This window comes from Winkia sp. C0117E2 (assembly GCF_056590455.1).
Map to the genome: position 1 here is coordinate 275,467 of NZ_JBWPWD010000001.1, position 13,513 is coordinate 288,979.

The following is a 13,513-nucleotide window of genomic DNA, read 5'->3' on the forward strand; positions in this document are numbered from 1 at the left end:
TTAGTTCTTCTCCAAAAATGCCATGTTCTCGAGCTGGGCCTTTATTGCAGCTGCAAGATTCGGATATTTAGCCAAGGTAGGGTCTGATTCTATTAGTACTTTGGCGTTACTTCGAGCCTCCTCAATCACATCGGTATCTTTTATCACGTCTAGGAATTTCAGTGAGCTGGTTGCTCCGGACTGGGCTGCTCCCAGCACGTTGCCGGATGAACGCAGAGAGAGGTCGTATTCAGAGAGTTTGAATCCGTCGGTTGTAGAGGCGAAGGCTTCTAGCCGCTGGCCCGCCAGTGACTGTGGCTGCGCGCCGGTAACCGCCATGCAAACGGCAGCCTTGTTTCCGCGCCCCACGCGTCCGCGTAGCTGGTGAAGCTGCGACAAGCCGAAACGGTCTGCGTCGAGGATGACCATCATAGTGGCATCGGGAACGTCTACTCCCACTTCAATCACGGTGGTGGACACTAGCAGCCCTACTTTCCCGGCAGTGAAAGATTCCATGACTGCATCTTTTTTGGGACCGGACATCTTTCCGTGCAAGCTGGCAGCCGGAATGTCCTTGAGGGAGGGATTCTGCCCCAAGTCCGCTATTGTTTGGGTAACTGAGGCTATCTCGTCGTCACTTTCAATCGACGGGCAGACTACAAAGACTCTGCCCCCCTTATTGATTTCTTCTCTGCTGCGCTGCCACAGTCGTTCCATCCACACTGAGTTCTGCTTGGGCACTACGAACGTCTGCACGGGCTTACGCCCCTTTGGAAGCTCCTTTATTGTGGTCACGTCCAGGTCGCCAAAAACGGTCATTGCGAGTGTCCTGGGTATGGGCGTGGCGGTAGTGACCAGCATGTGCGGGCTAGTCAGCGCGCTCGCGCGGATTTTGTCGCGTTGTTCCACTCCGAAGCGGTGTTGTTCGTCCACTACTGCTAGTCCCAGGTAAGGCAGTTGCACGCCCTCGGATAGTAGGGCGTGAGTGCCCACGACTATGGCCGGTTCCGATGATGCAAGGCGGGCCAGCACTTCGCGTTTTCTTGCCGTCTTCATGTTTCCGGTCAAGAGGAACACCGGCACTCCCCCGCCGGCAGGGCCCACTAGTTCGTCCTCAGCTAGCGTCCCGAGGGTGGAACGCAATGAGGCATAATGCTGTTCTGCCAAGATCTCTGTGGGGGCAAGAAGAGCAGCTTGATAGCTATTCTCGACCGCGGTGACCATCGCCAGCAGAGCCACGATCGTCTTTCCTGATCCCACGTCACCTTGGACGAGTCTAGACATGGCCACCCCCTGGCCCATGTCTTTATCTATCTGCTTCAGGGCATTCCTTTGTCCCTCCGTGAGAGTAAATGGCAGTGATTGCTCAAGCTTTTCCCGCAGCCCACCACGGTGGCGCGCGCACTTGGGGGCTTTCCCAGCTCGCGACTTCGCCCTCATCTGCAAAAGCGCGGTCTGAGTCAGCATGGCCTCTTCGTAGCGCATCTGTTCCGTCGCTGCTTCCACGTCGCTATCAGTCGCGGGTAGGTGCAGCTTCTTTATGGCCTCGAAGCGGACAAATGGGGTATGGCTGCCCGGCGGAATAAGATCCGGGTACGAGGCAGGATCTATAGTCCCCAATATCATCTTCACTGCTTCAATAATCTGTTCATTCTTCAGCTTTGCAGTGGTGTGATAAATCGGGATCGGAGTTTCCTGGTCGAATGCGGCCAGTTGCTCGTCGTCATCTAACACATAGCTCGGATAGGTCAGCTGCAACTGATTGCGGTACACGCTGACTTTCCCTGAGAAAAAGCCAGTTGCGCCCTCCTTCAAGCGGCGCTGGTGCCCGCTGAGGGCGCGCACATGCCGCCCAAAAAAAGTTAGGCCGATGGTGGAAGTACCATCAGTTACCTGCACGTTCAATATTGCCCGGCCGCTGCGGGCTTTACGAGATAGAGCCGATATCACTTTCCCGTACACTGTCACGTCCGCGCCCACTTCCAGCGTGGCCATGGCCCTCAGTTCGCCTTTGTGCTGATACCTGAACGGAAAATGCGCCAGGACCTGCCCGGCAGTTTCAATATTTAGCTTTACGAATTTCTTCACCAGGGCATCAGCGAAGATTCGGTTTAGCGGCGTCTGCGCGGTGACCGTCACTGAATGCCTCCAATCAGGGACTGCCCTGCCTGCCCACCGTAGATTATCTGCAGGTCCGTTCCTAATGCCGCCTCATAGTTAGCGATCTCGATAGGACCGTCCTTACTGGCTGCCAAGAGGCGCAAAGGGCGGGTTGTATCCACCTGCACTTCTTCCAATTCCGAGGTCGACCATGAGGGCGGCAGGGAAGCTACCGTGTCGGCTACAACCGCCTCTAAATCCGCGAGCGAGCGGGCCTGCGGGGAACTTCCCGCTTCCAAGAAGGACAACACGTCAAGATCATTGCGCACCCCGGCCACGTGTACCCGTTCATCGTTGCGGGCCCGGCTCGCCGCAAATTCGCGGGCCCTGGCAGATCCACACAGATAGGTAACCGCGGCGGCTCCACCGGCTAGCGCGGTCAATTCTGCCCTAGCTAAAGCGTGCGTCGAGGAGGCGTTAAGCACCACCGTTGCACCCGCCTTGGCAACTTGCTGAGCGATACCGGGGGCCTCTATGCATGCCACGAACGCCATCCTTAGCTGGGTGAGCGAGTTGGGCCGGAGCTGAATAACGTTCGAGGCAGTCTCCACCCCGCGCCGTCGTTGCAGGTAGCGGATTGTAACGTCGGCGGTTTGCACGTCAAGGGGCACTAGCGCACTGGAATGCCATACCGCAGAGCGCATAATCGATTCGCCCAGTAGCTCCTCCGGCGCACTCCATGCCGCTTTGCCACCGTAACCATCTATCCGTGCCCGCGTATCCTGCAACGCCTTTGGACTCACGTCAGACCAGGCAGCGCTTGTCTCAAAAATATCGAGTGAATCCGCCAGCGTAGTCTTGGCCAAGCGGGCCGCCACCGGGTCCTCCGGAAGGGTGTCAGAGCGAATATCGTCACTGTAGACCTTGGACAGTTCTGCGGCTACAACTGCTGCCAACGCTTCACCGGGATCGGCAAACTCTTCTACAGGATAGAGCAATGTCAGCGCCAGAAGAAACACCACCTGGTCAATGCTCAAATAGTCATCGCGATCCTCGAGTGACTCGCAGATCTGCCCAATCCACGAGGGCGTAGACACATTCGCAAGCGAGTCCGTTACGCCCTCGAAAAAATGCAGTAGGAAATCCGCAAAATCCACGGGCCGTAGCACTCGCGGTAGGTTCACGCTCGCTCTCTGCATACCTGCGGCAATAGCTACCCCTAGGCGCCCTTCCGCAAAAGATGCGCAGGCGGCAGCAAATTCCGCTCCCCACCAAGACACGTCTGCTTCAGCAGGCAGTTGCGATACGGCCTCATATGCGCCTCCTAACGAAGCAACTGCCTGAGCCGTCCCCAGAGCGCGCGAAAACTCGGGCTGCTCCATCCGCTCCTTGAGTCCGCCTAACACACGCTGCCATAGCGCGCGTAAAGCCGGCCCATCGATCTGCGTCTGCCCACTTATTTGAAACACACCTTAAGTATTGCAAAAGCTGGGGCCTCACGAGGGTTACATCGCACCAGAAGACACTCCGACGTGAAACAGGCGACAAATGACCGCGGAGGTTTGGAGGCAGCAGTAAAATCAGTTATTCTAGACAAGTTGCTAAAAGCTTTAGCGAACTTTTTCCACTGTCGGCCATTAATTGTAAGGAGAAACCGTGGCTGCTACCTGCGAAATCTGCGGCAAGGGACCCGGCTTCGGGAAGTCCGTTTCGCACTCTCACGTGCGCACCAACCGCCGTTGGAACCCGAACATTCAGCGCGTGCGCGCCGTTGTGAACGGTACCCCGAAACGCATCAACGTATGCACCAAGTGCATCAAGTCTGATCGCGTTCCGCGCTAAGACACTTTAATATTCATTTTGGGCCGCGCCTGCGTGCGGCCCAAAAAGTGTTTAAGCTAGTTCCAATAACTCCGACTAAAGGACCAAAATGGAACTAAGTGAATTCGTATCTTCCCTCCCCAAAGTGGAATTACACGTACACATCGAGGGAACTCTAGAACCCGAACTAAAATTCGCTCTGGCCGAGCGAAACGGAATAACGCTTGATCAACAAACCCCACAGCAAGTCCGTGACTCCTACGATTTCACCGACTTGCCGTCATTCTTAGCCGCCTATTACGACGGCATGGACGTCCTGCGCACCGAAGCAGACTTTTATGACCTCGCCACCGCCTACCTAACCAAGGCAGCTTCCCAGAATGTTCGCTACGTGGAAATGTTCTTTGACCCGCAGGCACACACCAGCCGCGGAATTTCTTTCCACACCGTAATCAGTGGCATCCGCCGCGCACAGATAGACGCTGAAGCAAACCTGGGCATCGTAAGCACCTTGATTATGTGTTTTCTTCGGGATTTCCAACCCGAATATGCCATGGCGACCCTGCTGGAATCCCTACCCTACGCGCACTGGATCATGGGGGTCGGACTGGATTCTGACGAAAACGGCAATCCTCCGGCAAACTTTGAGGCCGTCTTTGCCCGCGCCCGCAAAGACGGTTACCTGCTTACCTGCCACTGCGATGTGGACATCCCTCACTCCATTGAACACATTGGCCAGGCTATTAACCAGATTGGGACTGCCAGGATCGACCACGGCACCAACATTGTCGAAGACGAATCGCTCGTAAAATACGTTGCCAAGGCCGGTATTGGCCTTACCTCCTGCCCCATCTCTAATTCTTGGATTTCAGAGGGCGGAAAGGTTGCCGAGATCAAACAGCTAGTAGGTCAGGGCGTGCGCGTAAGCATCAATTCAGACGACCCGGCATACTTCGGCGGTTACATCGGGGAAAACTTCCAATACCTCTTGGAGGCAGGGGTTGACAAGCAGTTCCTGATCGAGCGTTGTAAGGATGCCGTAGCAATGTCGTGGGCCTCCCCTACCTTGAAGCGGCAGCTTCTACAGGAGATAGCTGAGCTGGAGTATTAGTTTCCCTTGTAGGCTTCCAAGGCAGCCTTGATCATGGGGATCTGCAGTGGCAGCCGCCCGATAGAGATCACTTGCTTCTGCCAAGGTTCGTTGCGCCAGTCCCAAGCCATCTGGAAGTTTGCCGGCCATACGCCCGCAAGCACCCCGGCTGACAAAAGACCGGCAGCCTTGCGAGTCTTTGGATGCATGAGTCCAGCAGCGCAGGCTAGCTCCAAGACGCCAGAGGCGTAAGTCCAGAATCGTTTATCACCGGGAATGAAATCCGGGATAATACCATCAAATACTTCCGGTTTTACGAAATGCATGGTGCCTACTGGGATAAAAACAAACGGTAAATGACTAGCCTTCATGGCAGATATTTTATACCCCAACGTACAAAAAAGCGGTGAGGCAAGGCCTCACCGCTTTTGTGTTCTAGTAGCAGTTACATATTCTTCTTATACCGCATTGCGCCTACACCTGCGGCAACAGCCCCACCAGCAATCAGTAGCAGCGAGATGGCAGGCACGCCGGTACGTGCCAGAGAACTTGTGGAGGAGTTCCCCGCCTTACCAGAGGCGGCAGTGGTCTTACCCTTGTCACCTTCCGCCGGCTTAGATTCCGTAGAGTGGTCCTTGTCGGAGCCAGGCTCTGCGCTCGGCTCAGTAGGCTCAGTAGGCTCAGTAGGCTGACTCGGTTCAGAGGGCTTCGCATCCTTGTTTTCTGGGAGTGCATTCAGCACAGTGAAGAACAGGTCTGTCTGGTCAGTGCGTCCGATAACGTTCTGGGCGCCGGGACCAGAAGCTGCAATTCGCAACTGGGAGCCGGTGTGGTTTTGTCCGCCCAGAGCGTCCTCACCATTGGTAGGCGCGTTGGCGTAGTTGATTACCATCGGAGCACCATCAGCAGTTAGCAGCCTCGTGGTTAGACCCGCGGTGCGGTCTTGGTCGCTAGTGATCTGGCTGGTGTGTGCGTGATCTGCAGTGGCAACGATCAAGGTGGGTTCGCCCGACTGGCTTACCCACTTCTGGGCAGCCTGAATAGCCTGGTCCAGATCGTCCAGTTCACCAATCTGCCCACAAGCATCCGCATCGTGGTCGGACTTGTCGATCGAGGCGCCCTCTACCTGCATGAAGAAGCCGTTCTTATTCTGCAGAAGATCCATAGCCTTAGTGGTCATCGCCGCCAAAGTGGGCACCGAATCACTGCGCTCCGGATTTACCTGGCAGGCCTTCGCTTCGCCCTCGGCCCCATCAGCGGTAGGGGTAGTGCGCAGGAATTGGCGTGGCATGTTGCCTTCAGAGAATAGCCCCAAAACCGGAGCATCCTGGTCAGCTTTCTTTACCGACTCCAGTCCTGCCGCATCAGTGACCACGGTGTACCCGTTTGCCTTGGCATTGTCTAGCACAGACTTGCCCTTAGTCCACTGGGTAGAGCCGCCAAACTTTCCGGATACCTGCACCTTCTGGGCGAAGGCCTTCGCTCCGCCGCCCAAAGTGACATCGGCGCGCACATCAACGAGCTGCTCTGCGATGGATCCCAGTCCCCCATTCTCGCGGAACTGCTTCTTGAACTTCTCGCCCTGGCAAGCCTGCTTGTTCTTGTCCATCTCGGGGCCGTAGCACTTCCGGTTGAGGGCGTGAGTAGCAGCCCCCGCAGGAGTAGCATCTTCAATCTCGGCTGTGGAAACGTTGCCGGTCTTCATACCGCGAGCCTTCGCGTTCTCGAGAAGGTTAGGAACAGGCTTGCCCAACATGTCAACGCCAATGGCTCCGTTGTAGGTCTTAGTGCCGGTATTCCAAGCAGTAGAAGAGGCCGCAGAGTCGGTTACATAGTTAGGTTTACCGGTTTGAGGATTGAGCGAGAAGTGCGTGTAAGACCCGGTGTACTTCAGATTGTCTAGTCCTGGCAGACGCCCGTTGGCGCCGTACAGGTAGTTGCGAGCAGAAGTGATCTCGCTGTCGCCCATGCCATCGCCAATGAAGACAATGACGTTCTTCGCCTTGTCAGTTGACCGGCCTGGCCCGGACTCGCCATACTGGGCGCATTCGCCCGGTTTCGGGGCAACTACCTTGCCGTCCTTATCTATCTTGTAGCACGTATCCTGCACATTCTGGGCCTCTGCAGGTTTCTTCACCAGGTCATTGGCAGCGCCCTGTTCACCTAGACCAAGAGCGTTCTTGATAGTAAAGAATGTGTCAGTCTGATCTGTTTGACCAATGACGTTTTCCTCACCGGGACCGTAGGCGCCAATGCGGAGCTGGGCTCCGGTGTGTTGCATTGACGAATCAGTAGTCGGCTGCGTTCCGTAGGCCACAGTCATAGTCGAGCCTTCCTCCGTGCGCAAGCGCGTTGCGAAGGCTACCGAATCCTCGCCATCAGGCACTACCTGGCTGGTGTGAGAGTGATCTGCAGTGACTACCACCAGGGTGTTTCCGTCAGCCTTAGCAAAGTCCAAGGCAACCTTGGTGGCCTCGTCGAGGCGGCCGGTTTCGCCAATTTGCCCGCAAGCATCAGCGGCGTGATCGCGCTTGTCGATGGATGCGGACTCTACCTGTAGGAAAAATCCCTTGTCAGAGTCCGGCTTGTCCAGCAGGTCAATGGCCTTTTCGGTCATTGCCTTCAGTTCTGGTTCGGAACCAATTTCCTGCTTTTTACAGGTTTGCGGTTCTGCGGTGGCTCCACCTTTCACGGCCTCGGAAGGGGCAAAGGTAGTTTCCATGTTTCCGGGGCTAAATAGGCCAAGCACCGGATTTTGTTGATTCGCTTCAGAGATCTTTTCCAGGTCCTCGGCGGTTTCGGCTACCTGGAAGCCGTTGTCCTTGGCATTTTCGAGGACGGATTTACCGGCCTTCCATTTGGTGTCATACTTAGCTTCACCCTTTAGGAAGGGATTGGTGTTTCCAGAATCTTTGGCAACAACCGAATCGAAATACTTGCGGCCGCCACCCATGGTGACGTCGGCGCGAGTATCGATTAGCTGTTCAGAAATTGACCCGATCCCGCCATTTTCGCGCAAGTCCTCGCCCTTAGCAGGCTTGGGTCCAGTCGGAGAGTAGTAGGACCGGTCGGTGGCGTGGGCGCCCATTACTGCAGGAGTTGCGTCCTGAATCTCGGCAGTAGAGACGTTGCCTGTGCGCATGCCAGCGTTCTTGGCAACTTCCAACAGGTTCTCTTGGGGTTTGCCTTTTAGGTCGACTCCGATGGCACCGTTGTAAGTCTTGGTACCGGTAGACCAGGCAGTGCCTGATGCAGCCGAATCCGTAACGTAGTTAAAAGAACCGTCTTTATTAATCGAGTGGTGAGTGTATAGGCCATCCGAAGTCAGCTCGTCAAGCCCCTCAAAGCGGCCGCCCGCCCCCTTCAGATAGTTGCGCGCAGCCGTGATTTCCTGCTGGCCCATGCCATCACCAATAAGCAGGATGACGTTCTTGGCTTTTGCGTTGCTTCGCTGCTGGCCGGCAGTGCCAAACTGGGCACAATCTCCGGGGCCAGGGGCTACAACATTCCCGTTGCCATCCATGGTGACACATGAGTTGGGACCGTTATAACCGCGGGTCGTCGGTGAATCAGCTGCGGAGGTAGCAATGCCTGCTATGGGGGCTGCAAGCAGCGCCAGAGCGCCAATCCCTCCGATCACCTTCGAATTCTTTTTCAACATATCCTCTTCCTGTCATAGGACGCTATAGCACTTGGGCATAAAGTGCCTGCCAGCATCGAAGCAGAAAGATGCTAAGAAAAAAGAAAGCCAAGTTTACCGGCAAGTAAACAGAGCTGGTCAACAGCTAAGACATCACTTCCAGAAGCGATCCAGGCCGCGCTTGTCCTCGATCTGCGCCCGGATGATCTCTTCGAGCAGATCGTAATCAGTTTCCTGATCGTACCTAATTCGAAAGAGCTTCTTGCCGTGCGTATAACCGACTTTCTCGATCTTGGGTAAGAACTGCTCAAAGATATTCTTCTCGACAGCCACGGACATATGCTTAGTAGCCGCGTACAGGCCGAGAATAAAAGTACCCTCAAGCAAAAACATCGGCTTGTTCCACTTGATTACGGGCTCTAACTCCGGGAACTTTGTAGCAACCCACTCAAGCAAGCCAGCGTAGGAATCGCGTGCTTCGCCCTCTGACACACTAGCGATGAAATCCTTGAAAATGCTTATATCCACCATACCTAGATGCTACGTCCGCGGCTCCAATCAGGCGCGCTGAGAGTCGACAATCTTCTCCATGAAGGTCAGGTCCAGCCATCTACCAAATTTGTTCCCCACCTGAGGAAATTCGCCAACCTTTGTAAAACCGAGTTTTTGGTGGAGCCTGATCGAAGCATCGTTGGTAGCTTCAATCCCCGCCACTATTGTGTGATAGGGCTGAGCCCGCTCAACCAAAGACGAGAGCAGCAGCGTACCTATGCCCTTGCCAGCACACTCAGGTGCCACATAAATCGAATTTTCTACACAGGCAAAATATCCTGGCCACGGCCGGAACGCAGACAGCGAGGCGAATCCAACTACCTCATTGCCGTCCAGCGCCACGATTACCGGGTATCCTTCGTCTTGATGCCCTGCCAGCCAAGCACGCCTATTAGCAACATCTACAGGCTCTTCAGTCCACACTGAAGTCGTGTGCTCTATAGCGTGATTGTAAATGCGGGTAATCGCCTCAAGATGGTCTTCACTCGCCTCTGTCACACGAAGCTGACCCACTACTGCAGCACCTCGCCTGGCGAGCCAGCCCCATCTATCTTGCGCTCCCCCTCGATCGTCACACCTTCGTCGAAGGTCCAATCCCCCTCTACAACAAAGGAAGATGCCTTCTTCAGTGACGGAACCCCCTTCGGGAAACGCTCCTCGAATTGTGCAATCGTCTTGTAGTAATCGGGATCCAGCTGCACGAAGGGTGCCTCCTCGACCTGAGAGACTAGACGCGCATCGGCAGTTAGCTCGTACACATCGGAGCGCACGAGGGCCAAATCAGAGGTGGTCTTAACGGGTAAGAAGCGCTCACGGCCAACCAGAATCGCGGTCGCTCCGGGGAAAGACTGGACTGCAGCCCCCATAGCCGCTTCAATCTGGTACACCTCGGTGCTGTTCTTGTCAGTGGGATCTACAGTCTTCTTGTTGCGGATCAGTGGCAGCCCAAGGACGGCTTTCCTCTGTACCAGTGTGTCACGCAACACCTGCAGGTCGAACCACAAGTTATTGGTGTGGAAGTACGGGTGGCGATGCTCATCAGTAAAGAAATGCATCTGCTCTTTTGGAGTCTGAGCGGTGTCCCGCAATATCAGCTGCCCATCGCTCTTCCGCCTGGCTAGGTGGCCCCCTTTACGATCGGCAGGGGTACGTTCGCAAACTTCTGCCGCATATGGCGCACCTGAGGCGGCGAACCAGCCCGCAATATGCGGATTCGGGTAGCCGCCCAAATTATCCGAATTAGAAGTACACGCGTAGCGGTATCCGGCCTCTAGGAACTTATCAAGTAAGCCAGTCCCCAGTAGGGCTGTGTATATGTCACCGTGGCCGGGAGGGCACCACTCAAGTGACGGATCTGCTGGCCACTGAACAGGCTCAAGGTTGTCGGTTCGCAGTTTTGGTTCCTGGTTTTGCAGAAAATCCAGCGGGAGTCCGTCAACTTTGATGTCGGGGTAGTTCTCAAGTGCCCGCAACGTCGATTCCTGGGTGCGGAAAGAATCCATGAGTAAAAGAGGGAGGGTTGCATCCCAGTTCTGCCGCACTGCTCTAACTTGCTGGCAGATCAGATCCAGGAAGGACTTGCCATCGCGCACGGGTATAAGGGACTTCGCGTCGTCCAATCCCATAGACGTGCCTAGTCCGCCGTTGAGCTTTATGTAGACGGTCTTCTGAATAGCCTCTTTTGCCTGCTCGTCACTAACCGGAGTGGAGTCAAGACTCTGCACCTCAGTGAGGGGATCAATCGTCTCCTCTGGAATTAGCCCGGTAGCTCCCGCTTCCAGCTCCCTGTAGTAATGGGTGAACACGTTGATCGCATTCTGGTCGACGCCTTTGGCGGCCATTTTTTGCTGCGCTGCTTGCAGTCCTTTTTCACTCATAGGAACATCATAACTACATTGCAGCTAGTGCCTGTAGCTTTCCCAGCCCCCGGAAGCAGATAGCAATTTCCCGTCCAGACATACGCCTTCACCTGCCATTACCTTGCCTATTGCGCGCAAGCCTGTCGGCAGTTCTATGTGGCTAGGAATAGTGGCAAGTAGCGCGTGGTCTTCGCCCCCACAAAGCACATTGTCTAACGGATCGGCGCAGCTACCTTCCAACGCCGAAATAAACGGCTTTAAAAGTGAATAATCAAGATCCATGCGCACTTGAGAAGCCTTTGCGATGCGGCGAGCATCCTTTAGAAGGCCGTCAGAGACGTCCATCATCGCGCTCGCGCCGGCCTTGGCAAGCGTCGGCCCCATCTGCAAAGGCGGATTCGGGGCGCGGAATATCTGAACCGCTTGCTGCTCGCGCTGAGAGCGTGCCTTTCTTCCCTCGCTGAGTAGTTCCAGCCCCGTTGCCGAGTAGCCTAGGGTGCCAGCCAAGACGATGCGGTCCCCTACCTTCGCACCGCTACGCAGCACTGGCTGTAGACCTGCCATATCGCCGAGGGCGGTCACAGAGATGGCTAGAGTGCGCGACTGAGTTAAATCTCCGCCGACTACGCCGCAGCCAAGCGGACGAGCACGGTCGGCTAGTCCTTTAGCGAAATCCACTAGCCAACTGACTTCAAGGGATGGCGGGAGTGCGAGCGAGCATACCAGTGAGGTCGGGTGGGCTCCCATTGCAGCGACGTCAGCTAGATTCTGAGCAGCCGCTCGTTGGCCTATCTCGAAAGCAGAAGACCATTCTCTTTTGAAATGGCTCCCTTCAACCAGCATGTCGGTAGTAATGACATAGCGGGAATCCGGCGCTTTTACAACAGCACAGTCATCGCCTGGGCCGATGACTGTCTGGCAGCCAGTGGGCAGAAAAGGGACGAAGGCACCAATGAGTGTGCCTTCGTCCACTTCCGAGATTTTCACTGCCGCCCCTGCTGAGAGGCGTACAGGCACAGCGCAGCTGCCGCTGCGATGTTTAGGGATTCAGCTTGCCCTGACATGGGTATCGACACCGTAGCAGTGCATGCCTCCAGCTGATCCTCGGCAAGGCCATGCGCTTCGTTTCCAAGTACCCAAGCGTGTGGCGATCCTAGCCCAACAGGACCCTTATTTGCGCTGAGGACGGGAAGGGGAACTTCACCTTTGCCGTCAGCGCCGAGGAAGGCGATACCCTTTCGGGCCAACACGTCATAGACCTCGTCAAAGGTAAGGTCGGCAACCACGGGCAAATGGAAGACCGATCCTGCCGAAGCACGAATAACCTTAGGACCGGCAGGGTCAGCACTGCCCTTGCACATAACCACGCCAGCAGCACCAAAAGCATCGGCAAGCCTAATAAGAGTGCCAGCGTTGCCCGGATCTTGCGTTTGCGGACAGATGACCACTGGGCGTGCCGACGCTACCGCTTGCTCGGCGATCTTCTCCAGGTCCCCACCAATGGCGTCCCGGGAGGCAACGGCAATAAAGCCTTGCCCGTCCGAAGACATGGCGTTGACCACGGAATCGTCGCAGTCATGCATCCATTCGGTAGTCTGCAGGGCCAGCTGTACAACATCGGGCCTACGCCCTGTAGCTAGCTCGCCCACGTAGATGTCTTTTACCGCATCGGGAGCAAACCTGCACAGCTCAGCTACAGCCTGAGGGCCTTCTACTCTTATCTGCAACGACTTAACGCGGAAAGCGCGCCCCGAAAGGCGCTTTACCGTACGTACCCGATTTGTATTCGGGTCGGTAAGTCGTTCGGGACGCGCGTTCACCTGCTCCATTTACTTAGCAGCCGGAGCGTTTACGTCTTCGGGCAGAGCCTTCTTTGCGGTGTCAACCAAGGAAGCGAAGGCAGCCGGTTCGCTGACGGCCAGTTCGGCCAGCATGCGCCGGTCAACCTCAACCTCGGCCAGGCGCAAGCCCTGCATGAAACGGTTGTAAGTCATGCCCTCGGCGCGGCATGCAGCGTTGATACGCTGGATCCACAGCCTGCGGAAGTTACCCTTACGCTTCTTACGGTCCTTGTAGTTGTAGACCATTGAGTGGGTAACTTGTTCCTTCGCCTTACGGTAGAGGCGGGAACGCTGTCCCCTGTAGCCAGATGCCCGATCCAGGGTGGTGCGACGCTTCTTACGAGCGTTGACAGACCTCTTGACACGTGCCATTAGTATGTTCTCCTTTTATTCTTAAAAGCTTTAGATGCCCAGCTGACGCCTTGCGTGGCGAGTCATTGCGGGGTTCATGACGGTGTCCTTGGACAGGCGACGCTTACGCTTGGAGGACTTGACCTCTAGCAAGTGGCGCTTGTTGGGGTGCTCGTGCATGAGCTTGCCGGATCCGGTCACGCGGAACCGCTTCTTTGCACCAGAGTGCGTCTTCATTTTCGGCATTTCGTGTCCTTGTCTATTGCGGCAAAGCCGCGTT

General features: G+C 55.8%; 13 protein-coding genes. 2 read left to right on the forward strand and 11 right to left on the reverse strand.

The window, feature by feature from the left end:
- A complete protein-coding gene (locus AC1EKG_RS01235) occupies positions 1-2,118 on the reverse strand; it encodes an ATP-dependent DNA helicase RecG (RefSeq protein WP_048707448.1) in 2,118 nt (705 codons plus the stop codon).
- Positions 2,115-3,548: a hypothetical protein gene (locus AC1EKG_RS01240; RefSeq protein ID WP_141740512.1), complete on the reverse strand. Its 1,434-nt coding sequence runs from the start codon at positions 3,546-3,548 to the stop codon at positions 2,115-2,117. Before AC1EKG_RS01240 ends, AC1EKG_RS01235 begins: the two co-directional genes overlap by 4 nt.
- 187 nt (positions 3,549-3,735) lie before the next feature.
- On the opposite strand from AC1EKG_RS01240, the gene rpmB reads away from it, so the two are divergent.
- Both rpmB and add read left to right on the forward strand, forming a co-directional pair.
- A complete protein-coding gene (gene rpmB / locus AC1EKG_RS01245; protein WP_004804943.1) occupies positions 3,736-3,921 on the forward strand; it encodes a 50S ribosomal protein L28 in 186 nt (61 codons plus the stop codon).
- Between the two features lie 88 nt (positions 3,922-4,009).
- Entirely contained in the window at positions 4,010-5,011 is a 1,002-nt protein-coding gene (gene add, locus AC1EKG_RS01250; RefSeq protein ID WP_004804942.1) for an adenosine deaminase, read from the forward strand.
- Here add and AC1EKG_RS01255 read toward each other — a convergent pair.
- From AC1EKG_RS01255 to rpmI, 9 genes are all read right to left on the reverse strand, one after another.
- Positions 5,008-5,316, reverse strand: coding sequence for a DoxX family protein (locus AC1EKG_RS01255; RefSeq protein ID WP_004804940.1), 309 nt, complete (start codon positions 5,314-5,316; stop codon positions 5,008-5,010). The genes add and AC1EKG_RS01255 overlap by 4 nt on opposite strands.
- A 119-nt stretch (positions 5,317-5,435) precedes the next feature.
- Complete coding sequence (gene phoA / locus AC1EKG_RS01260) at positions 5,436-8,651, reverse strand: alkaline phosphatase (protein ID WP_070424986.1); 3,216 nt, start codon at positions 8,649-8,651, stop codon at positions 5,436-5,438.
- 132 nt (positions 8,652-8,783) lie between these two features.
- Positions 8,784-9,161 carry an iron chaperone gene (locus AC1EKG_RS01265; protein ID WP_048707455.1) on the reverse strand — a complete coding sequence of 126 codons (378 nt, stop codon included), beginning with the start codon at positions 9,159-9,161 and terminating at the stop codon, positions 8,784-8,786.
- 27 nt (positions 9,162-9,188) lie between these two features.
- Positions 9,189-9,695: a GNAT family N-acetyltransferase gene (locus AC1EKG_RS01270; protein WP_048707457.1), complete on the reverse strand. Its 507-nt coding sequence runs from the start codon at positions 9,693-9,695 to the stop codon at positions 9,189-9,191.
- Entirely contained in the window at positions 9,695-11,059 is a 1,365-nt protein-coding gene (locus tag AC1EKG_RS01275; RefSeq protein ID WP_048707459.1) for a UTP--glucose-1-phosphate uridylyltransferase, read from the reverse strand. Before AC1EKG_RS01275 ends, AC1EKG_RS01270 begins: the two co-directional genes overlap by 1 nt.
- Positions 11,060-11,083: 24 nt before the next feature.
- Positions 11,084-12,028: a thiamine-phosphate kinase gene (locus AC1EKG_RS01280; protein WP_053086207.1), complete on the reverse strand. Its 945-nt coding sequence runs from the start codon at positions 12,026-12,028 to the stop codon at positions 11,084-11,086.
- The gene (locus AC1EKG_RS01285; RefSeq protein ID WP_065420880.1) at positions 12,025-12,870 is read right to left on the reverse strand and encodes a TrmH family RNA methyltransferase; all 846 of its coding nucleotides are present in this window, start codon (positions 12,868-12,870) and stop codon (positions 12,025-12,027) included. Before AC1EKG_RS01285 ends, AC1EKG_RS01280 begins: the two co-directional genes overlap by 4 nt.
- A complete protein-coding gene (rplT, locus tag AC1EKG_RS01290) occupies positions 12,871-13,254 on the reverse strand; it encodes a 50S ribosomal protein L20 (protein ID WP_048707463.1) in 384 nt (127 codons plus the stop codon).
- A 30-nt stretch (positions 13,255-13,284) separates the two neighbouring features.
- Complete coding sequence (rpmI, locus tag AC1EKG_RS01295) at positions 13,285-13,479, reverse strand: 50S ribosomal protein L35 (protein ID WP_004804923.1); 195 nt, start codon at positions 13,477-13,479, stop codon at positions 13,285-13,287.
- Positions 13,480-13,513 lie beyond the last annotated feature (34 nt).

Bases quoted from the DNA above. Each gene is read 5' to 3' on its own strand.
- add (WP_004804942.1), top strand. From the start codon at position 4,010: ATGGAACTAAGTGAATTCGTATCTTCCCTCCCCAAAGTGGAATTACAC.
- AC1EKG_RS01255 (WP_004804940.1), bottom strand. From the start codon at position 5,316: ATGCATTTCGTAAAACCGGAAGTATTTGATGGTATTATCCCGGATTTC.
- phoA (WP_070424986.1), bottom strand. From the start codon at position 8,651: ATGTTGAAAAAGAATTCGAAGGTGATCGGAGGGATTGGCGCTCTGGCG.
- AC1EKG_RS01265 (WP_048707455.1), bottom strand. From the start codon at position 9,161: ATGGTGGATATAAGCATTTTCAAGGATTTCATCGCTAGTGTGTCAGAG.
- AC1EKG_RS01275 (WP_048707459.1), bottom strand. From the start codon at position 11,059: ATGAGTGAAAAAGGACTGCAAGCAGCGCAGCAAAAAATGGCCGCCAAA.
- AC1EKG_RS01285 (WP_065420880.1), bottom strand. From the start codon at position 12,870: ATGGAGCAGGTGAACGCGCGTCCCGAACGACTTACCGACCCGAATACA.
- rplT (WP_048707463.1), bottom strand. From the start codon at position 13,254: ATGGCACGTGTCAAGAGGTCTGTCAACGCTCGTAAGAAGCGTCGCACC.
- rpmI (WP_004804923.1), bottom strand. From the start codon at position 13,479: ATGCCGAAAATGAAGACGCACTCTGGTGCAAAGAAGCGGTTCCGCGTG.